Here is a 24,503-nt window from a genome sequence, read left to right on the forward strand (position 1 = left end):
AAGACAGGCCTCCCGATGACTAGCAGGAACAGTATATTCATAAAGACCATCGGTATCTGGAATACGGCTTTTAACTGGATCAATTCTTCTATTGTCATGATATTTTCTCCTATGGCTTTTTTACGCCCAGATCCCATATGGAAATCTGCTGTTGCTTTCCCTCATCCATCCTGCGTTCTAGCTCTGGCTGCCGGTACATCATGATCTGCATATCCGTAAACTCACTGTCATACAGCTGCCTGATATTCTGGATCGCAGAGAAACGGTTATTGCTTAACGTGGAATGTGACATACGGAGTTCCGCCCTCACTACCTTCCAGGGCTTGTGTTCCACATATAAGGCTTTCAGCACCGCTCTCTGCCGATAGGGAAGTCCCTGGTAACAGATCCAGACCCGTTTTAGGGATTCCTCCTCCTGCATGAGCTGATTTATATACATTTTAAGGAACTCTGCATACCGCTCCTCATTCTCTTCATACCGCTCCAGAAGGTCCCCTAAATCCTTCTTCCTGTCTCCTCCAGATGTACCTGCAGTACCATAATTTTTCTTCATCTGCAGGCTCTCCAGAACGTCATCCGTCGTTGCCATGTTGCTGTGCAGGAAGCGGATCCGGTCGCGGACATCCTCCAGTAATGTCTCATAACCAGACAGGCAGCGTACAATATAATTCTCATCTATTTCCATTCGTTCCATCGTCATCACCTAACCTCCCGAAGCGGCACTGTTCCACAGGCGGGGAATATCCCCTGTATCAACGGATGGAATGCCTCTTCTTTTTTTTCACTGTTTCCCGGTGCTCCTCCTGCTTCTGTTCCGTTTTGATCGCATCCTCCGGTTCAAACTTATATTCAGCGATCGTTTTGGGGAATCTATCCCTCGTAAAGACTGATATGTAAGTATCCTGATCTGGTAGTATCCGTGCCTGATAGACCATTTCATCATCCATATATTGCTCTATATCCCAGGATCCGTTATCACCACTTCGTATTTCCTTATCAGGAAATCCATATATCTCTGATAATATGTAATGGCAATTTCTTGATTTTTTATTATCCATATCTATCTTTTTGTCCTCTAACTTCAATTCCTGTTTCTTTTTTTTGCTTTGAGGTTCAGCTTTTTCAATTATGTATTTTATTTTTTTATTCACATTCTTCTGGTGGGCAATAAAATCTTCTGCTAATTCCTGGCTGGCAAAAGCACATTTTAATTCATACATATCTGTACCCCCCAATTTCATCTCATAGTCTTTGTATACTCTGAATGGCAATATGCCATTAATAACCTCTATCCCATCGTTTAATCCATTAGTATAAGCGTCTACTTTATCCATATTTATTTCTCCCTTCAAAAATATAGGTATATGGTTTTTCCCTTTCTGTGCATTGTTTATTTGTCATCATTAAATATATTTTCCATTTTTCTTAAAATGTTGAATCACATATCCAATACCATATCTATTCTCTATCAAAGATAAGTATTTCCTTGCATAGCGAATACTGCAAAAAGCCGCGACTGGCTCATAAAAAATATCACGGCCTATTTTTACAGGTTGTCCATTATTATGATAAAAAATTTTATACACAATATAAGGACAGGCATGTATTAAATCCTTCATAGCTTCGCTTTTAATCACCTGATAATACTTGTGACTATTTTTCTGGTTTACTGCACCCGCAAATGTTTCTGCCTCTCCTATGTCTATAAAGGTTGCAAGGTAACAAGATGTCCATTCCGGGGTATCTGTTACGATATATTTGAAAATCATGCTATTCTCATGCCCCTCCCTCAATACAGCAGATTATAGTAGTCCTTAAAATAATTTGAACAAAAGAAAGGCCAGTTGTATCACAATAATCAAGCAAATTATTAACACGATTGTCAGAGGTATCAATTCCTGTTTTTCTTTCGCTTGGAAGTAATCACAGGTATCCGCTCCCCAGTCAAACCGACATATATCTTTTTTTTTGAACCTTGTACATTTTCCTTTTTTAAAGAATTTGCACCTTCCCATACTTTCTCCTTCCACGTGTTCTATTGCTACATGTACAACATGACACAGATAAAGAACGAAAACACAAAAAACACCCCTCCCAACACTATAAGGCGGACCACGGATGGTTTGATATTTCCTTGATGCAATTTGGTATTTTTGCCCTTTTTTACTTTTCTATAACTACAATATGTATCGCCGCATTTCAATCGGCAGATGCACGATTTCTTGAAACGTTTGCATTTTCCATTTTTGTAATATCTGCAATTCAAAATATTCTCCTTCCTGCGTATCCAGCCATACGCTCTTTCAGTAAATCATGAATTAATGTCCGTTATTCATGATTCCTCTGGTTTGAAACCGTATATCCTTGACAATACACATTCTTTTTTATCTTTTTCCATCGGTACTCTCCTCATAAATATTCGATAAAATGACGATAATCCTTGACCAAACGCCTGCCATCATTTAAAATGATGTTGTCTATGCATGGGCCTGGCAGTGTTTATCTGTCGGGTTCATTTTATTTCTGCCTTTTCCGCTTCGATATACTGCATGAGCTGTTCCTGATCCTCTTTCTTCTCCTGCAGGAGCTCCTGGTTGACCCTCAGCACCTCATCCCAGCTCTCCGGCTCCACCCCGCCCCATTTACATACTTCACAGTAATGCTCGTATGCCTTTTTCAGTCTGTCCGGTTCTTCTGTGAGCAGCTCTATATCGTGGTCATAGTTATAAACGTAGTATCTCCACGGCATCAGGAAATCTGTGGTGATACAGTAAGCCCTGTCATACCAGGTGTAGGCAAACTGCTCTTCATCGCTGCCGTTCCTCTGCCAGCCGGTCAGATCTGCGACAAAAGACTGTATCAGCTCTCTTGCATTATGCAGGCCGGCACGCAGTGCCATCAGCGTAAGATTGCTGTACTGTTTGTCTGTCAACTCCGGGATTAGATCACACCTTATCTGCAGCGTATCTAAATCTTTTATTACATCAGAATCTTTCATACTTCATTCTCTCCCCTCTCATACAGCTTTAAGCTCCCGCTCTTTTCTCGTATTTTTCTTCAAGTAATCTATTAATTCATCTTCTTCAATGAACCACTGCACCCCTACTTTATAGGCTGGTGAATCCTCAGCGTGGAAAATAGCGGCTGCCGTATTTGGACTGATACCGAAACGCTTGATTACATCTTTTGTGCATAAAGTCCTTCCTTCCATACCAGGTACAGGAAGATTTAATGAATTTATCTCCGTTATCAATTGTTTTATTTCGTTTAATTTTTCAATTGTTCTGTCAATTTCCGTATCGTTTATAAAAATTTTCGCTGAACTTATTTTTTTCCCTTCCATATTCTACCTCTAGTTCCTTTTCATAAAATTATCAGGGTTTACTTCGAGTGCCATGCAAAACGCAAGTAATTCATCGCCAGACATTTTTCTCTTTTGATTTGTTATCGCACTAAATTTGTTTTTATCCATATTGAGCTCAGGATTAATATCATTCATTTTTTTTATAACCCATGCTTGCGTTCTTCCTTGGTTTGATAATATTTCTTTTATAGTGTCTGCAATTGTGAAATTCATAAATATCCTCCTCTCATTCAAGTATTTCTTGATTTATTTCATATTAATCTATATTTTCTTGATTGTCAATACTATTTTCAAGAAATTCTTGATTTTTATTGTCACTTAATATATACTAAGACTATCAACCAAAAGGAGGTTACAAATTTGTCAACCTTAGGAGATAGAATTAAGCTTGTACGAGAACAAAAAGGCTTACTTCAGAGTCAATTAGCATCATTGATTGGCGTTAAGTCCTCCGGTGTTATTAGTAATTGGGAAAAGGGAATAAATAAACCTGACGCAGATAAAATTGTCAAACTATGTGAAGTATTAGATATATCTGTTTCTTATTTACTTAATTACCACGGTAAATCGCAATTAGAATTAGATCCATTAGAAAAAAAACTTATTGAAAAATTTCGTAGACTTGATGTCAATGAAAAAAAAGTAGTTGATAGTATATTAGATAGTATACTTGTTCTTAGTGAAGAAAAGAAAAAAAATCTTCTGTCAGAAGCTACTAATTCAGTAAATGAAAAACTAATAATGTATACTTATGCTCAACACATGGCCTATGCAGGTGAAGGGTTTTATTTTGATGATTTATCAACTGATTTAATAGAAGCTCCAGAATATCCTGGAGCCGATTTCGTCATAGGTGTTAATGGTGACAGTATGGAACCTACTTACTCTGATGGTGATAATGTCTATATCAAAAAAACATGTGAATTAAATTATGGAGAGGTTGGATTATTTGTTATGGACAATTCGGCTTATATAAAAGAGTATACGAAAGAAGGATTAGTTTCCCACAATAAATCATATCCTCTTATTGCCGGCAGAGATGACATTAGAATAATAGGGAAGGTACTAGGAAAAGTATCTAAAAAAGCAAAGATTATTAGGAAATAACAAATGAGGCATATATGAGAGAATTTATTAACAATATATTTGCAAATGAACTTTTTGCTACGATTTTTGCAGGGGTGATTATCTGTTCATTTCTTCTTTTATCTGATGGATTTTTAGCAACCCTTTATCGTAAACTGGCCAATTTATCGATGATTTTAATGATGATTATTGCTCCTTTCATAGCAACAGAATCACCAACACCTTTTGATACTATTCTTATGGCATTGTTTGGCTTTGTATTAATCAATCTGCCTATTACGATAAAAAGGCATATTCAAAAAAAGAAGTTACAAAACGAAATAAAAAAAACACTTTTTGATGATAGTATGAAAGATCAGCAATAATCAACCGAGCTTATAAACACCATATAATATACTTACCTGGGCAGCCAGTAGAGCGGCTGCGGTTTCCCGCCTAAGTCTTGATAGGAGGGGATGCTTATGAGTACATACGAAGAATTGCAGATAATTACTTCTATTGCAATACTGATCGTTGCGATTCTCACTTATGCACATAAGAAATAGCCGCCCTGCTCTGGTAAAGTAGACGGCTATTCTTAGTTAGATATTTCGCCAGGTCGGGGAGCCTTGACCTCCCTTACTGGCTGTCTTGTTAAGTATATTATATGTCAAGAAAAAAAATGTGTCAAGTGACCCTGCACACATGGAAAGGATGGCTTATGAATTACAAAGAGATCGAACAATTAAAAATATCTTTACCAAAAGCTGAAACTTATATAGCCAACTACACCTCCGCTTTTGATGTAAAATTCGCTCATCACTCTACGGCTATTGAAGGTAATACCCTCTCTTTCATAGAGACCAAATTAGTAATTGAAGATCGCCAGTCTATTGGGGGCAAATCATTACGCGAAATATATGAGGTCGCCAACCATCATGACGCCTTCATGTATATTTGTGATCAGGTTCAACAGGGGTTTTCTCTAAATGAAGAAAAGGTCAAAAAAATCCACAGGCTCCTGTTGGACAAGATTGCCACATATGCCGGAACTTATAGGGCAAATGATGTTTTTATCTCCGGTACAGATTATGTACCACCTAGTTATGATGGAGAGATGTATCCTATGCTCCGAAAATTCTATGAGGATTTATCTGTAAAAACAATGATATATAATCCGATCGAATACGCAGCATGGACACACGCTGAATTTGTCCATATCCATCCCTTCAACGATGGTAACGGCCGAATAGCCCGCTTGCTGCTTAATTACCAGCTGATGTTCAATGGCTATTTACCCATCATCATTCCTTTTGAAGAGCGCAACCAATACTACCAGGCGCTGCAGGTATATGATCACGATCACAACCTTGAACCATTTGCTGAATTGATTGGAAAATACGTTTATGAGGAGCTAAAAAAAACTGCGAAATACATCCGGAGATAGCCCCTCCCTGTTCGCAGCCAAAGAAAAAGTCTTTTCGTCACCGATTAACTTTATAAAAATAAAACCGCCCCTGCGCCAACAGGAACGGATTTATTATAGATGCAACCTATCACGAAAGGTGATGATATACACCTTACCAACAATAAGATTATATCATGCACCTTTCCTTTTGCATAGGTGTATTTTTTATGCTCAAAAAGGAGGTCTAGATATGGCAAAGAAGCGTTCTGATGGAAGATACGCAAAACAGGTAGTTCTAGGATACCGGAATGGAAAGCCTGTACGAAAAACCATCTATGGGAAAACACTGAAAGAATTGGACAAAAAATATAGGGATTTTATGAATGACAAAGAATCCGGAAGATTAATCAAAAATGATAAGATCAAATTTAAAGAACTATTAGAACTATGGTTTACAAATACCAAAGTAGGCGAATTAAAACCCCAATCCCTGGGTAACTTAAAAAGCCAAATAAAGGGTGTAAACTACTATATTGGCGACAAACTGGCAAAAGACATCCAACGTTCTGACATAGAACAAATTCGTGCTGAGTTAATAGAAGAGGATCATATAGACAAATATAATAAAGCTCTAGGAATAATCCGAGCAGTTTTTAACTATGCGATCGAGTGTGGATTTGTCTTAAATAACCCCACTCTCGGTATGAAAAGAATATCCATCAAAAGAAATACCCGGGCCTTAACTGATGAAGAGAGGCTTCTATTTGAGAAAACAGATTTAAATGAATTTGAACGATGTTTTACATCTCTACTTTTATACTCTGGACTCAGAAGAAGTGAAGCGCTTGCGCTTTTTGATTCCGATATTCATTTTGACGAAGGATATATCAATGTTAATAAAACCCTTGTTTTGTCAAAAGCCTCGACTTCACCTGAAATAATACAAGATATGCCCAAAAGCGATTCCGGAATTAGAAAAATACCAATATCCCATTATCTCTACCCTATACTATTTAATTACTGCCAAAACCGGACAGGACTTCTCTTTTTATCAGAAGAAGGGAACCCCCTTGGCAGTTCAACATTTAGAAAACGTTGGCAATCCATGCTTCAAAAACTAGAGGCCGTAAATGGTAAACCAATAGCAGAAGATATTACACCGCATATTTTCCGTCATACTTATACGTCCGATCTGGTCAAAGCCGGAATGGATATTAAAACAGCTCAATATCTTCTAGGCCATGCAGATGCAAAAACTACATTAAATGTCTATACTCATTTTGGCTATAATGATATCAAAATAAATAAGCTCGATGATTATTACAAAACTCTTGCAGTCAAAATGCAGTCAAGACAAAAAGAAAACCCTGAAAGTGCCTGAAATAAAGGCATTTCCGGGGTTCCCAATAAGTGAAATTATTTAAGTGTAACTTTAGCGCCTTCGCCCTCAAGTTTAGTTTTGATCTCCTCAGCCTCAGCTTTGGAAGCAGCCTCTTTAAGAACTTTCGGAGCACCGTCAACAACTTCTTTAGCTTCTTTTAAGCCTAAGCCGGTAACTTCACGAACAACTTTGATAACTTTAACTTTGTTAGGACCAACCTCTGTCAGTTCTACGTCAAACTCATCTTTCTCTTCTGCTGCTGCTGCACCATCACCTGCTGCTGCAACTACAACGCCTGCTGCTGCGGATACACCGAATTCTTCTTCGCAAGCTTTTACTAATTCATTTAACTCTAATACAGATAACTCTTTGATAGCTTCAATAAACTCAGCTGTTGTTAATTTTGCCATTTTTATTTACCTCCAATTTTTTGTTTTATTTTCGTTTGATTGTACGTCTGACTTTGTCAGCGTATTGAATTACTCTGCTGCTGCTCCACCCTGCTGTTCAGCAATCTGGTTAAGCACACGAGCGAAGTTTGTGATAGGAGACTGGATACTTCCAAGCAGTTTTCCAAGCAGTTCTTCTCTTGAAGGAACTTTGGAAAGTGCCTCGATTCCTGCCTTGTCGTAGTAAGCGTCTTCAACAACACCTGCTACTAATTCCAGAGTCGGAACATCCTTTGCGTATTTTGCAAGGATTCTTGCCGGAGCAGTTGCATCTTCCATACATACTGCCAAAGCGTTTGTTCCCTCTAAATGCTGGCATAATTCTTCACAAGGAGTTCCTTTGAAAGCAAAGTTCATCATTGTGTTTTTGTATACTTTGTAAGTAACACCAGCTTCTCTTAATTCCTTACGCATTTTTGTATCCTGCTCAACAGTGATACCTTTGTAGCTTACTAACACTACAGATGCGGCATCTTTAATACTGCTGGCAATCTCGTCTACGACCGGTTTTTTGAGTTCTACTTTTGCCATGAATTAGTGCACCTCCTTATTTTTTTAGGCTGCGCTGCTCATATATCGAAAGGTACTTCAACGATTAGTACGAAAAAAACCTCTCTGCATAGACAGAGAGGCTTCATCAATCCTAATAATTGCAAGAATGAATCTTTCCTCGGCAGGCGTTTTGTCCTTATGCCTAACGGCACCTGCTGTCTTCGGCAGCTATTCCTGTATTAAAATACCATGCAGGACAAGTATTGTCAAGCATTTTTTCAATTTTTTTATCTGCATCCTCATGTATCCTGTTCCACGAGAACTTCTTTTGCTGCCGCTTCCAATTTGCCGTCTTTTTTCTTTACCTCTGCTTTTTGTACTTCTGCCCGGATTTCCTGTTTTGCCGCTTCTGTTTTGATCTGGCTCTCCAGTACGCCTTTTACATCCTTCAGCGGCAGATATCCGTCCTCTTCCCTCTCAAGGCATTTCATGACCAGCATATTCTGCCCGGCTGCAAAAGGCTCACTTATCTCACCTGCCTGCATGCCGGCTGCCAGCATCCAGCGCAGACCGTACACGCCGCTTTTTCCCTCCTGGGTATCAAGGGAATTCATCTCCAGCTCATAAAAGCTGATATCAGGGAATGTTTCTGCCAGCTCTTCCTTCTCCATGCCGCTCTCCATAGCTTCGGCCGCATGCCGGAGTATTTCTGTGTTCTCTGCCTTTGTCTCTGCTGCCAGCACATTCACTTTATTTTCATACCGATAGCTTTCCAGGTTCTCATTGTATGCGGATTCCAGTTCCTTATCTGTGATAGTATGCTCTTTTTTCAGCGCCTCCGTCAGTTCTGATTCCAGTTCTGTATAGAAATACTGATAATAAGCTTCTTCCGTATAGGTGATAAGTCCATAGTTCACCTCACCGGAAGCTTCCTTCCGGCTGCGGGACGCATTCTCCTGCTCCATGGAATCCTTCAGCGATTCGTAATCTGCATCTACACGGATTCCCCGGGTCTCTGCCATGGATGCGATCACCTTGTCCCGTATCAGTTCCTCCTCTGCAAGACCCATGATCTCTTCTAAAGGTGTACTGCCATCTATCCTGCCGGTCCAGAAGTCCTTCCTGTTTGCCTCCTCTGTGGAATACCCGCTTTTCACCTGTGCCCGGAGTCTCTGCAGTATGAGCTGGTACTCTTCCCGTACAACGTCCTGACCGTTTACTTCCATCACGGTACGCATCTCTTCCGGCTTCTGAAATCTGATATAGATGATCAGACCTGCCAGCAGCAATAGAACCACTCCAAAAACAGCATTCACAATATATTTTTTCCGCATCTGTCGCTCCTGAAAATGGGAGCTGCCGAAACAGCCCCCATACATGTCTTTTAAATTCTGTATCTTAGTTTCTGTATTTCCGTTTCTTTCCGAAAATCACCACTGCTCCTCCTGATAATACCAGAAGTCCGGCCATAAGTGCAAGCGGTGTTTCATCGCCTGTCTTGGCACCGGAAGATTTTTTATTTCCGTTTGTTGTGGTGGTATTCTTCTTTTTGGTGCCGGGAGTGCTGGTTTTCTTCAGGTTCCTGACTGCTTTCTCCAAAGCCGCCTGCGCCTTGTCTACCTGAGACTGTGTTGCATCCTCATCCTCCAATACCGTCTTCGCTGCCTCCAGTGCCTTTTGGAAGTTCTTCCAGCTTGCACTTGTATAACTTCCCTGCTTGTCATCTTTATGCTTATCATAGAGTTTCTGCAGTTCTGTCTTATCAGCCTTTTTGGAATCCGTCTTCTCCTTCAGTCCCTTCACTGCGCTTTCAAGAGATGCGGCTGCCTCATTGATTTCTTTCTGGGTTGCAGAATCATCTTTCAGGACCTTATCCGCCTTTTTCAGGGCAGCGGTAAATGTTTTCCAGGACTCATCCGTATAATTGCCCTGCTTGTCATCCTTGTGGGCCTTATAGAGTTTTTCCAGAGCGGTTTTGTCGGCTTTGATCTCCGGATTTTCCTCAAGAGCCGCGATCGCAGATTTCAGGGCTTTCTCTGCATCGTTCACTGTATCCTGGTCCACATCATTGTCCAGAGCATTCTTTGCATCTTTCAGCGCGTCTGTAAATGTTTTCCAGGACTCATCCGTATAATTGCCCTGCTTGTCATCCTTGTGGGCTTTATAGAGTTTTTCCAGCGCCGTTTTATCGACTTTGACCTCCGGATTTTCCTCAAGAGCTGCAAATGCATCTTCCAGCGCTTTCTTAGCATCATTTACTGCTTCCTGGTCCACATCACTGTTTAAAGCTTCCTCGGCTGTTTTCAGCGCCTCTGTAAACACCTTCCAGCTTGCGTCCGTATAATTGCCCTGCTTTTTATCCTTGTAGGCATCATATACTTTCTGCAGTTCTTTTTTGTCTACAGCCGGAGCCGGTTCGTATTTCTCCAATGCATGAAACGCCTCTGTCAATGTATCTGCTGCTGCCTCGATGGAATCTTTTGTGGCATTTGCATTTACTTTCTCCAGTCTGGCAGCCAGAACCGCATTCCGGTACGCCTTCCAGGAGGCTTCTGTGTAATAGGACTCTTCCTCTGCAGGAGTAAGGGCCAGAGCTGTATCAATGGCGGTTGTATCCAGCTCTTCTTTTGCTATTGTATATCTCTCGTACAGGGAAACATCATCCAGCAGGACAGACGCCGCGTCACTGTTGACGCTGAGGCTTATCTTATTGTATTCCTTTGTGGTAAATGCAAGTTTTACCTTTCTCCATCCTTTATCGGAAGCTTCTGACTCGGGTTTGGCATTTCCAAGCTTGATGTCACCTGTATGAGTAACATTGTTATGATGTTTTGCCTCAATAGCAACTTTGTCAACATCGGAATCATTGCATTTTATCCAGGCTTCACATATATAATCTGTATCAGCCTTAACCGGAACTTCTCCGATTTCCGAGTACGCTGTACCCTGACTGGTCTTGTCCACCTTAAGACTCTGTTCACCACTGTGGGCATCCTCTTTTGTGACCCCTACACGGCTCTGCCATGCTCCCCAGTCGGTTTTTTCTCTCTCAAAGCCTGCATTATCTTTATCAGGATTATACTCTTTCAGGATATTGTCTGCTGAATCCGGAGTATTTTCTTTTATGTCAACCTTCTTTATCATGTCTTTCACTGCATTTTCCAGCTTCGCTGCATAGCTGTCGATCATATCCTGTGTCACAACAGGGCGTGCAAGTACCGTCTTCGCAGCTTCCAGAGCCTTCTGCATTGCGGTAAAACTGCCGGATTCAAAATCAGCTTCCCGGTATGCTTCTGCCATGGCTGTCAGGGCTTCCAGATATGTCTTGTCCACTTCCGGCCGCTCTGCTTCGCTTTCACCCTGGTATTCAAATGCACCCATATCCAAAACTGCTGTTCCGCTTTCTCCCGTATAAGGAGCGGGATTGCCTTCATAGTCCTTATTTTCAATGGTGATCTGTGTCGGTACCAGTTCATCTGCTACTTTCGGCATAGATTCCTGGGGAACCGGCATATAATCCATACCTGCATCAATACAGGGTGAGGTGGATTTAAGCTTGAATCCATCCGGACTTCCCAGGGTCACCGTATTGTCGGAAAAACTTCCTTCTGTATAGTTTGTCGGATCTGTAAACTGAGGATCTGCGATGACAGCACCCTGGTCCTCATCTACCGGATATATATCCGCAATACTTCCGTATACACAGTTATTGGCATAGGTAACACCGTCATTATTTACGAATTCATCACTGTCACCACAGAAGATATTGTTGTAGATATCCGTTCCGCTGGACGGTGGAGTTCCCCATGTTGCCTGCTCTACTGCATTTATCTTATACCCACGGTTCCAGTACATGGTGTTGTTGTAGAACTGGTTGCCGATACTTCCGTATTCACCGATACGCAGAATGCGGGCGCCGTCAAACAGGCCGTCATTTACACTGACATTGTACCTTGCAACTGCATTGACTGTGTAGTTCGGTCCCGGACAGGACATCCAGAAGCCGCCTTTGTTGTCATGACTGTAATTGTACTGATACATAACATTCTGGTTGCCATAGTCAAAATCAAATGCCATGCCATCCTGATAACTCTCCGTATGGGCCGCCTCATTGTACTGCATGGTCACATTATTGCAGTCCCACATCCAAATAGCCGCATGCGCAGGGTTTCTGCTGTAATCCCAGTCCTCGCTGGCGCTTTTTACGATCAGGTTCTTCTCTGCAACGCCGCCGTCTGCATTGATCAGGACGATGCCGTCACCGGCTACATCATAGACATAGTTCTCTGCCACATATACATTTGGCCATCCGACCCATCTTCCTTTTCCGGCTTCCTGTGAACCGCTGCCGCCGACTAATACTCTGGATGCCCAGGAGCTTTCCATATAAATAGCCTCATGGCAGACATTTTCCACCTTATTGCCAACGATAGTCAGGTCTGTAAAACTGGATTCAACCGCATCTCCGGTCACCAGGGCGATCACGCCGCCTGAGCCTTTCTGGGCACCGCCCTGCATGTAGCCGTTGACATCATGTACATAGTTATTTTTCACAACAACACCCGGCAGATCCCCTGCATCGTGGTTTTCCACAAGGATACCAGTGAGCAGATACCGGCTCTGTTTCTTATTGGCATTGTCTTTTACCAGGTCTGCCTCATCCGTCTCCCAGTTGGTCACTTCCAGGTTCTGGACTGTGATGTAACTGGAATTGTAAATGTGGACTGCTGCCACATCCTGCTTCGGTGCGTTCTTATTGGTCTGCCACGGATTACCGCTGCCGTTGATGACCGGATCTGCACCCTCGCCGTATCTGTCCACATATACGGGGTTCTCCGGAGTTCCTGCCGCCTCCTGCAGTTTAAGCTGCTCACCGTTCCATGTGCAGCCTGCTTTTAAAAGGAGTTTTCCCCCTGCCTGGAGACGGAGTCTCTTTACGTTCGCAAAGGTCTTCCATGCCTGCTCCGGTGAGGTTCCGGTATTGGAGTCATCCCCGCCAGCCGCATCAATATAGAAGGAATCGCTGCTTATGATCGGGGTATCCTCGTCCGGGATATCAGGAGTGTCAGGATTGTCCGTCTTTACGAGCCTGATATTTCTGGCCTTGGCAGTTCCTTTATCCAGCCAGACACTGATATTCTTTGAAGTTTCCCCTGCCGGCATCTGGAATTTAACAGAAATGGCCTCCCACTCATTTGTCTTTGTATTTTCCGCAAAAGACTTATCTGTCTTGTCTGTCCCTGGTTTCTTCTGGGCTATGGAAATGGCATTTGCAGTGTCCGCATACACCTCTCCGCTCAATTCATACCAGGCCCCCGGTTCCAGGCCGTTTACATCCCGGTTAATACCATTGGCTTCTTTGCCGGCATCAAATGCACTGTAGTTAACGCCATCCTCCTGCCCAATGGTGATCACTGCAGTATTCGGCCATTTTCCCCAGCCGTTTAACCCATCTGAGAAGTCACCGTTTGTCAGAAGATTGGTCTCCTCCTGTGACCCCTGCTGTTTCTCCAGGCTGCTGACAGTGTTCACCAGCTCTGCTGTAATGGCGTCCACTTCATCCTGGCCTTTCTGGGCTGCTTCATAGGAATTGGCATCTAAAAATGTCTTTGCCTCGTCTGTCTTGCTCTGAAGCGCTGCAAGAGATTCCGGTGTATAGATATCTGTCTGTCCCAGCTTCTCTTCCGCATCGGTGACTGCTGCATTCAGGTCAGACAGATTCGGTGCTTCATACAGTTTTACATCATCTGCAAAAGCATCGCCCGCGTTTGCGTTCAGCCAGGTATACACATTTGGTTTCCGGGCGCCTTCCCACATGGTAAAACGCACAGCAACTTTAACCCATTGGTTCACTTCACTCTGTGACTGTACGGCAAACTGCGGGTCACTGCCTTTTCCCTCATCCTCATGAAATCCTATAGAATAAGAACCCGGAACAGTCTGGTAAATCTGTGCTGTAAGCCAATAATCCTTTCCCGGTGTCAGTGCAATATCCTGTGTCACCTGTGAGCCGTTGCCCCTTGCATTTTCTTTCAGACAGAAGCTGCCCTCCGCAGGCTGGATAACATCGCTGCCAACCCGCTCCATGATGGCCCCTCCGTCCTGGCACCAGCCATTTCTTATCCATCCGTTTAAATCTTCTTCTTCAAATCCTCCATTTACAAGCAGGCCTGCTGTAGGTTCTGCTTTGACCGGCACAGCTATTGTTATATTCCCCATAATCATAGCTGCTGCCATCAGAATGGAAACTCCTGATTTCCATTTTTTCATCATTTTGACCTATTCCTCCTTCAATTTGAGTTTTTGTTTATTCACTTCTTAAAGTAGGCATCCCTCCTCTGCATCCTTTTACCGTCATTTGCACTGCTAACGGGGAAATTTATCCCATTTTTTATATAGTATCACAAGGGATGTATCTGTTTTTTTCAAATTCAACCATATTTTTAACAAATTCAACCATCTTTACTAAAATTTTATCCAATCCTTTTTTTATTAGAGTTAAACTTTTACGACCGTACACATAAACTAAAAGAAAAGGCCATTTTTATGAGTATACATGTTGTTTCCCAAGGCGAAACTATTGCCGACATCGCCGCAGAATACGGCGTATCCCCAAACCGTCTTTCCTTTGACAACCAGTTAAGCGAGCAGGACCATCTGGTGGCAGGCCAGGCTCTGCTTGTACTTCAGCCTGATGTGATCCACGAGACCGCCCGGGGAGAAACCATTCCCTCTATTGCAGCCCGGTATGGTGTCCATCCCCTGCAGATTGTGCGGAACAACCCCTTCCTCACCAGCCAGCCTTTTCTCAGACAAGGACAATATCTGGTCATCCTTTACCGGGGACAGTCTGACAGACCTCTGACGGCTGACGGATATGCTTATCCTTTTATCAATAAGAGGCTTCTGGGGGAGACGCTGCCCTACCTGGGATATCTGTCGATTTTCTCCTACGGTTTTACTGAATCCGGGGAACTGATCCCCATTGATGATGAGCCTCTTCTTGAGGCCGCAAGGGTATACGGAACAAAAAGTGTATTTGTTCTGACGCCTTTTTCGGAGGCAGGGACTTTTAACAGCAATCTTGTCACGGTCGCTGCTCAAAATATGGAGGTTCAGGAAAATCTTATAGATAATATACAGAGAACCGTACAGAGTAAGGGATATTCAGAAGTAGATGTGGATTTTGAATATATAAGGGCAGAGGACCGCCTTGCCCATGTGGAATTTGTCCGCAGACTGACACAGAGAATGAACGCCATCGACATTACCGTCTCCGTGGCCCTGGCCCCGAAAGTATCCGCAGATCAGCCGGGGCTGCTATATGAAGGAGTGGATTACAGGCTTCTGGGGGAAGCTGCCAACTCGGTACTGCTTATGACGTATGAATGGGGATACACCTACGGGCCGCCTATGGCCGTAGCTCCTATTCCATCTGTGAGACGTGTCCTTGAATACGCGGTGACAGAGATCCCTCCGGAGAAGATATCTATGGGCATACCAAATTACGGATATGACTGGCCTCTGCCCTTTGTCCGGGGCGAGACAGCCGCCGTGAGCATTGGCAACCAGGAAGCCGTGGCTATTGCTGCCGCCAACAACACGGTCATACAGTACGACGAAGTCTCGCAGGCACCGTTTTTTGAATATGAGGCCCAGGGCATATCCCATATTGTATGGTTCGAGGACGCGCGCAGCATCCTCGCCAAATTCCAACTGGTAAAGGAGTTCGGATTTCCCAGAGTGGATTACTGGCAGCTCATGCGGCCGTTCCGTCAAAACTGGCTGCTTCTCTGCACGGAATTCTCGCTGTCAAACCCGGCTTAAACAATTGCAGAGATACCGGCGGGCCGCCTGGGCAGATTGGAAGTACGGTGTTTTTCCCCCCAGAATATATCCGGCAGCCTCCTCCCACTCTTTCAGTGAGTATTCTTCTGAAGATATTCCGCATACGGCATCATAGATCTTCCCCCTGCTGATATAGCCGTGCAGATCCGACAGCATTGCTGTTCCGCTTTCCCTTGCCAGTCTGTCCAGTAAATTCTCCTTCACGCCCCGCACCTCCTCTGTCTTTCTTCATAAAAACCACATAATGGTGGTTATGTGGTCAAATGAACTTATGATTTCAACTTGAATACATAGCAATTTTATCATGCTTCCGTTTAAAATACAACATTTTATACGGGGTAAGATGAGAAAAGACACAGCGAATAAACCGGAGGCATCTCTGCGACAGCGCCGGTTTATTTCCTGTGTCTTTTTTCATGATTGTTATCTTTAGCGGGAGGCACAGAAGTCTGGATTTCAGATTTGTGACCACATAACCACCATTATGTGGTTTTTTATATTCTAAGAACTACAAGCCCCATTCTTTCTACTTGTTTTGCATGTTCCAATCCGCTTTCCATTGTATAAATGCGGGTAGTTGTCACGTTAGAATGTCCCAGAAGATCCGCAAGTCTGGACAGATCCTTTTCCATATGATAATAGGTTCTCGCAAACAGGTGCCGCAGATTATGAGGAAACACCTTCTCCGGTTCCACGCCGGCACTGCAACACAGGTTTTTCATATCTCTCCAGATATTGGAGCGGTCAAGAGGTTTTCTGTTTTTTGTGCGAAACACAACGCCTTCTTTGATTCCATGCTCCCGGCAGTATTCCTGCAGAGCTCGGCTTAATGCACCGGGCAGAAAAACCGTACGTTTCTTTCCTTTGCAGTCCACCACAGTCCGCCCGGTCCTGGCTGTTTCCAGCGTGATAAACTGCAGCTCCGAAACACGGATGCCCGTGGCACAGATTGTCTGCAGAATAAGGGCAAGACGGCAGTTCTGCTTTTCCTCGGCTGCTTTTACCAGACGGATGTACTCCTCCTTTGACAGCTCTTTCTCCGGTTTCGTAAATATCTCCCTCTGTATTTTCAGCGGTTTTACTCTGTACTGGGGATAACCAGCCCATTCCAGGAACCCATTCACTGCCGCCAGCATGGAATTTACACTGGCAGGAAGATACGTCTGTGTCAGCTTTTCTTTCCAGCACACCAGGCTCTCCTTTGTCACCGCTTCCCCCTGAAGAAAAATAAAGTAGGATTTCAGGTCACGCATATACTTTGTGATGGTATTTCTGCTTCTCTCTTCTTCCACCAGATAATTCTCATAGTCCCTCACAAGACCTGTTTTATCCAGCCTCAACATACCCGGTACATTTCCATACTCCATGATTTACCAACCTTTCTGTCACATTCCAAACCTTGCGTCAATATCTGTCACCTGTTATTGTACCGAACATCTGGTATATATATACATTTAATTTTTCTCCAAATGGCGCACGAATTCGATATTTGTTGTTGAAATGGTAAACGCAGCGAGATGATTACATGGTATAATAATAGTGGAAATTTATGTCTGGAGGTGTAGCACTTGAAAATTGCAATTGTAGATGACCAAAAAAAGGACCGGGAGGAGTTAACGGAAACTCTGATTCCCTATTTACATACATTAGATTTTGAAACAGAATTGTGCGAGTACGAAAGTGCCGAAGCGTTCCTGGCAGATTTTGAGAAGGATGAATTTGACATATGTTTTATGGACATTTACCTAAAGGGAATGGATGGAATGACTGCCGCCAGATTCATCGCCCGCAAAGATCCTAACTGTTTTATCATTTTCCTCACAACCAGTCCTGACTACATGGCTGAAGGATATGATGTGAGGGCATGGAGATATATTGTAAAACCCCTGCACAAGGATGCCGTCAGAAAAATACTGGAACCATGCATAGAACAAGTTGTGCTTTCCCGGCGCTACCTTCACGTAAAATCAGACAGACAGGAACTGGACATTCCCTATTCCAAAATTTATTATATTATCACTTCATGCAGAAACACGATCATTCATCTGAATGATATTCAGATCACAGTCTCATCCAGAACCTCATTTTCCGAGCTCACGGAGCCGCTGCTGAAAGACTATCGTTTCTTTTGCTGCAACAGGGGGATTCTGGTCAATCTTTCAAAAATAAAAAGTATGGACAAAGATACCCTCATCCTTATGAACGGAGAGCAGATACCTGTGAGCAGAAACAAAATCAGAGATACAAAATCCGCATATCTCCAGGTAGCCTTTGAACATATATAGGAGATACCTATGAAAAAAAAATATTTCTCTCTTCTCGCATATATTTTGTTTCTGACCGTCGTTTCCATTAACCCGGTACAGGCTGAACCCGCTGATATTGTACTGTATTCTTTTGACCCTCAGGACGATTATGACTGCTTCATGGAATATTCCTGCTATGCAGGCGAAGATATGTCCTACATAGCGGAAGAACTCTCAAATCTCAAAGTAAATGCCTGTACAAAAAATCCATTCTCTGCTTCTCCGGATACTGTATATTATCTGCAGGCAGACTGGTCTATAGAAGGACAGGCACAGACAGACACAGAATATGATAATATCCACTTTACACTAAGCAGCACACCCGGCAGGTATGAAATAACAGGGAAAGTTATCATTCCCCGTGGTTTCCGGCTTGCGGAAGACTTACAGCCGCCCACGGTCCGGCTTTACATCAACGTTCTGGCTGAAGAGGAAAAGAAGGAGATCACCAATCTGAACATATCATCCAACCTCACCGAGATACTGCATCCGGAAATTGTATATAAGGATAACGAAAATTATATGGATGATCTCTCTTCTTCGTTTTACAGTGATTGGATTGGCACTACATCTGATTTATCGCAGTTTGCCCTTCTGGATATAAACTGGGATTTCAGTTCAGTGGATATCAGCCATGAAGGAACTTACGAAGCCCGTCTGACCTTATCCATCAATGAGGAATTTGAAAACAGGTTTTATATCGCGGACGAAAATGCCTGCTATACCAAGACTATATATGTATCTGATGCAGAAAGCTGGAATTTTTATGTTACCATAATCAGTCCTGAATTTTTTTCCGCCGAACTTTCCAGAACCCCGGCTGTATGGTATGACCTGGAAGTCTACTGCCTCCAAAGCGAGAAACCGCTTGATAAAAACGCTGTCCGTTACAGTGAGTTTTCACTCTGTGACACCCCCGAATTTATAAGGTTAACTCCGGGCTATATCTCTTTTAAACGCAGCCAGCTTGATCTGAATACATATTATTATTTTTTCTTTAAGGCAGAAGGGGAATACAGCAATGTTATATGCATTCTGGATAACGGAACGAATCAGGTATTCTCTACTATGGAAGGCAACCGGGACGGCGGCGACTCTGCAGAGAGGCCGGATACCCCTGAAATTAATCAGCCTGTGCCTGACCCACCCGATACAGAGAATCTCCCTCAGGCACAGCCGGATACGGACATTCCCCCTCAGTCACAGCCGGATACGGACGGCACTCCTCAGCCACAGCCGGATACAGACACTCCTCCTCAGCCACAGCCGGATACGGGCACTCCTCCACAGCCGGATACGGACATTCCCATTCCGGACAGGCAGACAGATACCAGCGGCAGTGAGGATGGAACAGAACCGGATGATTCCTCATCAAATGGCAGCAAAGTACAGCCGGTCAAAGACAAAACGGCCCCTGCAGACAGAATGGCCGAATCGAAGAGCACCCAACAAAACACAAGCTCTGACTCCCCTTCAGAAAAAGCGGGAAAAGGCATAACCGGGATCTCAGGGACAAGATTGTCCTATCTGTATCAGGAATACGGGGATTACATTCCATTTTCAGCCCAAAATATAACAGTAAAAATCCCTTCCTCATTTTTAAAGGGATTAGATATGAAGGACTCTGATATCCTTACCGTAGACATCCAAAAATCGGATGACCTGTCCTTTCGACTGCGTATACTGGTAAACAGCAGGGAAGTATTTCCCCATACCGACATGAAGGTTACCGTACGGATCGGCAGCAGTCAGATGCCTGATACCCTGTTTTTTGAGGGAAAAGAAACCGATATTGAGATAACGGAAGTAAACGGTTACGCATCTTTTGAAATACAGACCTCCGGTTTCTACGAGTTAAAATATCAGGACGATCCCTCATTAAAGTGTCCTAAAAAAAGAAAGGCAGTTCCCGCCGTCATACTGCTGGTATCCGCCATAGTTATACTATCCGTTTATTTTCTGCATTCCAAAAGAAAGCAGGTGAAAAACAGAATATGAAGCTGCGCAAAAATCTAATACGTACTATTTCAGCCTTTTCCCTCAGTGTCATTTGTTTCTTTCTGTTCCTTTTCTTTCTCTATGAAAAGGACAATAAATATACAGACAGTTGTCTGCAGCCAATCAGCGGCATACTCTGTCCAGATGAGGAATCCCTGGAAAAAGACATCTTTTATCTCACAAATCAGTGGCAGTTTTATCCTGACGCGAGCCTGACACCCCGGGACTTTAAGCAGGGATTGCCTGATATGCCGATGGAATTTATCACAATAGGAAAATACAATGATTTTTCTCTGGGAGACAGGGACAGGTCACCATACGGGAGAGCCACATACCGGATGTCAGTGGAGCTTCCTCAGAAAAGCAGGGTATACTCCCTGTATCTGCCGGAAATCTTTTCCTCCTATCGGCTGTATGTCAACGGTACATTGCTTACTTCCATGGGAAACCCGGATTCAAAAGACAGAAAAACAGGAATACAATCCGTCTCCTTTTCTGCCCGGGGTTCTGTTGAAATACTGATTCAGGCTGCCAATTTCAGCCACTACTACAGTGGTATGACATACCCTCCCATTTTCGGACTGGAAAAGAATATATGGCGATATCAGTATACCCGGCTGTTCCTGCACAACGTAGTTATAATTCTTGTCTTTCTGCTGTGCCTGTTTTCTGCGTATTTCTTCCTGAAACTGCGGGACAAGAGAGCAGGGACTTTCTCTCTGATGGCTCTGTTGGTGACCGTTTACATTTCCTACCCGGTCTTCTATACATTTTTCAGCCCGGGCAATACTGTGTGGTACGGGCTGGAGCTGTTCACTACATATGCCATATATTTTTTATATGTTTATCTGCAGAATACTTTTTTAAACTGCCAGGCAAGGGGATATCGGATTTTCTCTGTGTTTCTGCTGCTGTTCAGCGCAACAGCCTTTCTATACGGCACATTTGGAAGCGCATTGCCTGCCGTACATGCTGCTTTCCCCTATGCTGTAACTGCTGTAAAGATTCTTGTATCTCTCTATCTGGCAGCTAATGTAGTGTATGCCGCAGTCTGTGGGGAGAATTTCTCTTTCTTTGTCCCTGCCCTGACCGGAATCGTATGCGTCTCCCTCTGGGCTGACCGCATTTTCCCTCTGTATGAGCCAAAATACGGAGGATTCTTTCCGGAATACTGCAGTCTGGCTGCCGTCACAGCCGGCGCCTTTTTCCTGTGGTCACAGCTCGCAGACGCTTACAGGCTGAATCATTTTTACGAAGAAGAAAGAAAGCGCCTGTCAACACAGGTGGCAGTGCAGAAGGCACACTACGGTGAACTGACCGAAAAGATAGAGGAATCTGCCAGGCAGAGACATGATATGCGCCACCATATGCTCACTCTGTATCAGTTTCTGGAAAAAGGCGAGGCGGAACAGGCCATGCATTATCTGGCAGGCTGCGATATCAACCAGGCAGCAGCAAACAGGGTAACCTACTGCAAAAATCCCATTGCCGATGCTCTGCTGCAGTATTATAAAAACATGTGCAGCCAAAATCACATTGCCTTTCTGGTCACCCTGGAAATGCCCCAGGACCTTCCCATTGAGGATATTGATATCTCAATTCTCTTTGGCAACCTTCTGGAAAACGCCTACGAATCCTGCCAGGAGTACCAGGGCGAACATCCGTTTATAAAAATAAGGGGAAAATACGGGGAGAACGGATTCCTTGTACGTTTTGAAAATACATTTTCTAATCCGCTAAAGGAAACGAATGGAAAGTTTTATTCAACAAAACATAACGGACCGGGAATCGGAACAGAATCGGTAAAGAAAGTAGTACAGCAGTACCAGGGGACTGTGGAGTTTGCCAGGGAGGGGCATGTCTTTCAGGTCTCCATCATACTGCCCATTTAAAAAAAGCAGACGGCCATTATTTCACAGGCCGCCTGCTTCAGTCACTCAACCATAACCGTCAGTTCATCATCTCCAAGGACTTCCCAGGTAAAGTTCTCATTTCTTCCTTCCACTCTGAGTTTAATGGCAGCGCCTGTCCTCTCCGCTCTTACTTCCATGACTGTACATCCTCTAACATCTGTAACAGAGGCCTCCGCCTTACTTCCCTCATCCGGAAAGTACAGAAGCAGGTTTACACCGTCTGCATAGTCGTAATCCGGCCTGTCACAGTTTCCACCCGCCGGAATAATACTGCCGGGACGTACAAGAAGGGGAAGGGTAAAGTAATCATGGCTTTCTTTCTGCCAGCCGCCGCCTGTCAGAGTCTTCCCTGTCAGTATATTTATCCAATTCCCTTTCGGAAGATAATATTCAACTTCCCCGGATTCCCTGAACACAGGTGCAACAAGAAGCGAGTCGCCCAGCATATACTGCTTATCCAGTGTTTCACAGCAGCGGTCCTCCGGAAATTCCAGGAACATCGGCCTCATCAAAGGGATTCCTTCCTCATGGGTTTTTACCGCCTGACTGTAAAGGTAGGGCATCAGCGCACATTTTAACTTAACAAATCTGCGCAGCACATCACACGCCTCCTGGTCAAACACCCAGGGAACCCGGTATGAGGAGGAACCGTGCAGACGGCTGTGTGTGCTCAAGAGTCCAAACTGGCACCAGCGCTTGTATATATCAGCGGAAGCTGTGTTTTCAAATCCGCTTATATCGTGGCTCCAGAATCCAAAACCGGCACACGCAAGGGAAAGGCCGCTGCGGATGGTCTCTGCCATGGACGGATATGACGCGGAACAGTCACCGCCCCAGTGTACAGGGAATTTCTGGCCTCCCACTGTAGCTGAACGGGCAAAAAGAACTGCCTCGCCCTCTCCTCTTTCCCTTACCAGCAGCTCAAATACTGCCCTGTTATATAAATAAGTATAATAATTATGCATTTTTACGGGATCTGAGCCGTCATGGTATACAATATCCCTGACGGGTATGCGCTCACCAAAATCCGTCTTAAAACAATCCACTCCCATGTCCAGCAGTTTCTTCAGTTTGCCCTGATACCAAGCCGCTGCGTCCGGATTGGTAAAATCCACAATTCCCATACCTGCCTGCCACATATCCGTCTGCCATACATCACCGTTCTTCTTTTTCAGAAGATATCCCTCCTTCATAGCCTCCTCAAACAGGGGGGATTTCTGGCCGATATAGGGGTTGATCCAGACACATATTCTGAGCCCTCTCTCATGGTACCGCTTAAGCATACCCTCCGGGTCCGGAAATGCAGCCGGATCCCAGGTGAAATTACACCATTCATAAGCCTCCATCCAGTAACAGTCAAAATGGAACACATGAAGGGGAATATCCCTGTCAGCCATTCCCTGTATAAAACTGCCGGTTGTCCCCTCATCATAATCTGTTGTAAAAGAGGTGGTAAGCCAGAGGCCAAAAGACCAGGCCGGAGGAAGTGCAGGTCTTCCCGTCAGTTTCGTGTACAGTGCCACCGTTCCTTTGGGGGTATGCCCGTTCACGATGTAATAAGCAAGCCGCTCGCCTTCCACGGAAAATTGTACTCTCTCCACCTTTTCACTTGCAATTTCATACGAGGCATCCCCCTCCTCGTCAAGAAGTACTCCATACCCCTTATTCGACAGATAAAAAGGGATATTCTTATAGGTGATCTCACTGGCTGTTCCGCCGTCCTCATTCCACATCTCTACACTCTGCCCGTTTTTTACAAACGGCGTAAATCGTTCTCCCAATCCGTAAATATATTCATCTACATCAAGGGCAAGCTGTTCAACCATATATACTCTGCCGTTGTTTTCATTCTTCATGTATGCCATATTTCTGAATCCTGTATTCGTCAGCTCCCTGTCACCGTCCAGAAAACGGATTCCCCAGGATTTCGGCCTTTTGTCTACAACAGCCCTGGTCCTGCCGCTTTGAAAACTTATGATATTCTCATCTTCCTCTATCACTACACGAGGAGCACACTGGACAGTTTCAGCAGATGGCCCTCTTGAGACCGTCCCCTCAAAGTGAGTAACCGAAACTTTTATGATATTCTCTGCAGGGCTTGTCAGACGAATGGTGAGAAGCCCCTGATTCAGACAGTCACCTCTGTCAGCAATGTGTCTGCCCGGAGCATAGATGACCAGTTCCCCATTCTTTACTTTATGTGAGGAATATTCTGCCGCGTAAAGCGGCGTGATTCCTTTTTTTACACACCAGTATCCGTCCGTAAATTTCATTTTCCG

At 43.9% G+C, this 24,503-nt stretch carries 21 protein-coding genes and 1 other annotated feature; of the genes, 8 read left to right on the plus strand and 13 right to left on the minus strand.

What is annotated here, in order from left to right:
• Window positions 1–109: 109 nt before the first annotated feature.
• The 6 genes from WMO65_RS20825 to WMO65_RS20850 all read right to left on the minus strand — a co-directional run bounded on the left by WMO65_RS20825 (window position 110) and on the right by WMO65_RS20850 (window position 3,577).
• Window positions 110–700, minus strand: coding sequence for a hypothetical protein (locus WMO65_RS20825; protein WP_349064647.1), 591 nt, complete (start codon window positions 698–700; stop codon window positions 110–112).
• A 52-nt stretch (window positions 701–752) separates the two neighbouring features.
• Entirely contained in the window at window positions 753–1,334 is a 582-nt protein-coding gene (locus WMO65_RS20830) for a hypothetical protein (protein WP_349064648.1), read from the minus strand.
• Window positions 1,335–1,403: 69 nt separating this feature from the next.
• Window positions 1,404–1,769 (minus strand): hypothetical protein, encoded by a 366-nt coding sequence (locus WMO65_RS20835; protein ID WP_257414157.1) that lies wholly within the window; start codon window positions 1,767–1,769, stop codon window positions 1,404–1,406.
• A gap of 743 nt (window positions 1,770–2,512) precedes the next feature.
• Window positions 2,513–2,998 carry a hypothetical protein gene (locus WMO65_RS20840; protein ID WP_288976530.1) on the minus strand — a complete coding sequence of 162 codons (486 nt, stop codon included), beginning with the start codon at window positions 2,996–2,998 and terminating at the stop codon, window positions 2,513–2,515.
• A gap of 18 nt (window positions 2,999–3,016) precedes the next feature.
• Complete coding sequence (locus WMO65_RS20845; RefSeq protein ID WP_349064649.1) at window positions 3,017–3,343, minus strand: helix-turn-helix domain-containing protein; 327 nt, start codon at window positions 3,341–3,343, stop codon at window positions 3,017–3,019.
• A gap of 9 nt (window positions 3,344–3,352) precedes the next feature.
• Window positions 3,353–3,577: a hypothetical protein gene (locus tag WMO65_RS20850; protein WP_288976533.1), complete on the minus strand. Its 225-nt coding sequence runs from the start codon at window positions 3,575–3,577 to the stop codon at window positions 3,353–3,355.
• A gap of 147 nt (window positions 3,578–3,724) precedes the next feature.
• On the opposite strand from WMO65_RS20850, the gene WMO65_RS20855 reads away from it, so the two are divergent.
• The 4 genes from WMO65_RS20855 to WMO65_RS20870 all read left to right on the plus strand — a co-directional run bounded on the left by WMO65_RS20855 (window position 3,725) and on the right by WMO65_RS20870 (window position 7,218).
• Window positions 3,725–4,471: a S24 family peptidase gene (locus WMO65_RS20855; RefSeq protein ID WP_349064650.1), complete on the plus strand. Its 747-nt coding sequence runs from the start codon at window positions 3,725–3,727 to the stop codon at window positions 4,469–4,471.
• Between the two features lie 14 nt (window positions 4,472–4,485).
• Window positions 4,486–4,815 carry a hypothetical protein gene (locus tag WMO65_RS20860; protein WP_288976538.1) on the plus strand — a complete coding sequence of 110 codons (330 nt, stop codon included), beginning with the start codon at window positions 4,486–4,488 and terminating at the stop codon, window positions 4,813–4,815.
• A 335-nt stretch (window positions 4,816–5,150) separates the two neighbouring features.
• Window positions 5,151–5,876, plus strand: coding sequence for a Fic family protein (locus WMO65_RS20865; protein ID WP_349064651.1), 726 nt, complete (start codon window positions 5,151–5,153; stop codon window positions 5,874–5,876).
• Window positions 5,877–6,087: 211 nt separating this feature from the next.
• The gene (locus WMO65_RS20870; RefSeq protein ID WP_349064652.1) at window positions 6,088–7,218 is read left to right on the plus strand and encodes a tyrosine-type recombinase/integrase; all 1,131 of its coding nucleotides are present in this window, start codon (window positions 6,088–6,090) and stop codon (window positions 7,216–7,218) included.
• A gap of 35 nt (window positions 7,219–7,253) precedes the next feature.
• Here the strand turns inward: WMO65_RS20870 and rplL are convergent, their stop codons facing one another.
• From rplL to WMO65_RS20890, 4 genes are all read right to left on the minus strand, one after another.
• A complete protein-coding gene (gene rplL, locus WMO65_RS20875; RefSeq protein WP_018596966.1) occupies window positions 7,254–7,628 on the minus strand; it encodes a 50S ribosomal protein L7/L12 in 375 nt (124 codons plus the stop codon).
• 69 nt (window positions 7,629–7,697) lie between these two features.
• Window positions 7,698–8,198, minus strand: coding sequence for a 50S ribosomal protein L10 (rplJ, locus tag WMO65_RS20880; RefSeq protein WP_033139964.1), 501 nt, complete (start codon window positions 8,196–8,198; stop codon window positions 7,698–7,700).
• A gap of 63 nt (window positions 8,199–8,261) precedes the next feature.
• Window positions 8,262–8,402 (minus strand) — a sequence feature (ribosomal protein L10 leader region).
• A gap of 56 nt (window positions 8,403–8,458) precedes the next feature.
• Entirely contained in the window at window positions 8,459–9,493 is a 1,035-nt protein-coding gene (locus WMO65_RS20885; RefSeq protein ID WP_349064653.1) for a peptidyl-prolyl cis-trans isomerase, read from the minus strand.
• Window positions 9,494–9,557: 64 nt separating this feature from the next.
• Window positions 9,558–14,432, minus strand: a complete 4,875-nt coding sequence (locus tag WMO65_RS20890; protein WP_148391851.1) for a carbohydrate binding domain-containing protein — start codon at window positions 14,430–14,432, stop codon at window positions 9,558–9,560.
• A gap of 273 nt (window positions 14,433–14,705) precedes the next feature.
• Here WMO65_RS20890 and WMO65_RS20895 point away from each other — a divergent pair, with 273 nt between their 5' ends.
• Window positions 14,706–15,986, plus strand: coding sequence for a glycosyl hydrolase family 18 protein (locus tag WMO65_RS20895; protein ID WP_148391850.1), 1,281 nt, complete (start codon window positions 14,706–14,708; stop codon window positions 15,984–15,986).
• Here WMO65_RS20895 and WMO65_RS20900 read toward each other — a convergent pair.
• Together WMO65_RS20900 and WMO65_RS20905 are read right to left on the minus strand one after the other, a co-directional pair.
• Window positions 15,972–16,211 carry a hypothetical protein gene (locus WMO65_RS20900; protein WP_052099066.1) on the minus strand — a complete coding sequence of 80 codons (240 nt, stop codon included), beginning with the start codon at window positions 16,209–16,211 and terminating at the stop codon, window positions 15,972–15,974. The genes WMO65_RS20895 and WMO65_RS20900 overlap by 15 nt on opposite strands.
• 290 nt (window positions 16,212–16,501) lie before the next feature.
• The gene (locus WMO65_RS20905; protein ID WP_103732486.1) at window positions 16,502–17,350 is read right to left on the minus strand and encodes a tyrosine-type recombinase/integrase; all 849 of its coding nucleotides are present in this window, start codon (window positions 17,348–17,350) and stop codon (window positions 16,502–16,504) included.
• 225 nt (window positions 17,351–17,575) lie between these two features.
• On the opposite strand from WMO65_RS20905, the gene WMO65_RS20910 reads away from it, so the two are divergent.
• The 3 genes from WMO65_RS20910 to WMO65_RS20920 all read left to right on the plus strand — a co-directional run bounded on the left by WMO65_RS20910 (window position 17,576) and on the right by WMO65_RS20920 (window position 22,203).
• Window positions 17,576–18,292 carry a LytR/AlgR family response regulator transcription factor gene (locus WMO65_RS20910; RefSeq protein ID WP_033139672.1) on the plus strand — a complete coding sequence of 239 codons (717 nt, stop codon included), beginning with the start codon at window positions 17,576–17,578 and terminating at the stop codon, window positions 18,290–18,292.
• Between the two features lie 9 nt (window positions 18,293–18,301).
• Window positions 18,302–20,311, plus strand: a complete 2,010-nt coding sequence (locus WMO65_RS20915; RefSeq protein ID WP_148391849.1) for a hypothetical protein — start codon at window positions 18,302–18,304, stop codon at window positions 20,309–20,311.
• A gap of 248 nt (window positions 20,312–20,559) precedes the next feature.
• Window positions 20,560–22,203 carry a GHKL domain-containing protein gene (locus WMO65_RS20920; protein ID WP_158587280.1) on the plus strand — a complete coding sequence of 548 codons (1,644 nt, stop codon included), beginning with the start codon at window positions 20,560–20,562 and terminating at the stop codon, window positions 22,201–22,203.
• 41 nt (window positions 22,204–22,244) lie between these two features.
• Here WMO65_RS20920 and yicI read toward each other — a convergent pair whose 3' ends face one another.
• Window positions 22,245–24,497, minus strand: coding sequence for an alpha-xylosidase (yicI, locus tag WMO65_RS20925; RefSeq protein WP_148391848.1), 2,253 nt, complete (start codon window positions 24,495–24,497; stop codon window positions 22,245–22,247).
• Window positions 24,498–24,503 lie beyond the last annotated feature (6 nt).

It is taken from the genome of Blautia caccae (assembly GCF_040095955.1).
GTDB classification, from domain to species: Bacteria; Bacillota; Clostridia; order Lachnospirales; family Lachnospiraceae; genus Blautia; species Blautia celeris.

What these genes read in the sequence shown, in the direction of transcription:
- WMO65_RS20860 (WP_288976538.1), top strand. Translation starts at nt 4,486, where the DNA reads ATGAGAGAATTTATTAACAATATATTTGCAAATGAACTTTTTGCTACG.
- WMO65_RS20850 (WP_288976533.1), bottom strand. Translation starts at nt 3,577, where the DNA reads ATGAATTTCACAATTGCAGACACTATAAAAGAAATATTATCAAACCAA.
- WMO65_RS20830 (WP_349064648.1), bottom strand. Translation starts at nt 1,334, where the DNA reads ATGGATAAAGTAGACGCTTATACTAATGGATTAAACGATGGGATAGAG.
- rplJ (WP_033139964.1), bottom strand. Translation starts at nt 8,198, where the DNA reads ATGGCAAAAGTAGAACTCAAAAAACCGGTCGTAGACGAGATTGCCAGC.
- WMO65_RS20905 (WP_103732486.1), bottom strand. Translation starts at nt 17,350, where the DNA reads ATGTTGAGGCTGGATAAAACAGGTCTTGTGAGGGACTATGAGAATTAT.
- WMO65_RS20865 (WP_349064651.1), top strand. Translation starts at nt 5,151, where the DNA reads ATGAATTACAAAGAGATCGAACAATTAAAAATATCTTTACCAAAAGCT.
- WMO65_RS20915 (WP_148391849.1), top strand. Translation starts at nt 18,302, where the DNA reads ATGAAAAAAAAATATTTCTCTCTTCTCGCATATATTTTGTTTCTGACC.
- WMO65_RS20840 (WP_288976530.1), bottom strand. Translation starts at nt 2,998, where the DNA reads ATGAAAGATTCTGATGTAATAAAAGATTTAGATACGCTGCAGATAAGG.
- WMO65_RS20885 (WP_349064653.1), bottom strand. Translation starts at nt 9,493, where the DNA reads ATGCGGAAAAAATATATTGTGAATGCTGTTTTTGGAGTGGTTCTATTG.
- WMO65_RS20895 (WP_148391850.1), top strand. Translation starts at nt 14,706, where the DNA reads ATGAGTATACATGTTGTTTCCCAAGGCGAAACTATTGCCGACATCGCC.
- WMO65_RS20845 (WP_349064649.1), bottom strand. Translation starts at nt 3,343, where the DNA reads ATGGAAGGGAAAAAAATAAGTTCAGCGAAAATTTTTATAAACGATACG.
- rplL (WP_018596966.1), bottom strand. Translation starts at nt 7,628, where the DNA reads ATGGCAAAATTAACAACAGCTGAGTTTATTGAAGCTATCAAAGAGTTA.
- WMO65_RS20825 (WP_349064647.1), bottom strand. Translation starts at nt 700, where the DNA reads ATGACGATGGAACGAATGGAAATAGATGAGAATTATATTGTACGCTGC.
- yicI (WP_148391848.1), bottom strand. Translation starts at nt 24,497, where the DNA reads ATGAAATTTACGGACGGATACTGGTGTGTAAAAAAAGGAATCACGCCG.
- WMO65_RS20890 (WP_148391851.1), bottom strand. Translation starts at nt 14,432, where the DNA reads ATGATGAAAAAATGGAAATCAGGAGTTTCCATTCTGATGGCAGCAGCT.
- WMO65_RS20835 (WP_257414157.1), bottom strand. Translation starts at nt 1,769, where the DNA reads ATGATTTTCAAATATATCGTAACAGATACCCCGGAATGGACATCTTGT.
- WMO65_RS20870 (WP_349064652.1), top strand. Translation starts at nt 6,088, where the DNA reads ATGGCAAAGAAGCGTTCTGATGGAAGATACGCAAAACAGGTAGTTCTA.
- WMO65_RS20920 (WP_158587280.1), top strand. Translation starts at nt 20,560, where the DNA reads ATGCCGATGGAATTTATCACAATAGGAAAATACAATGATTTTTCTCTG.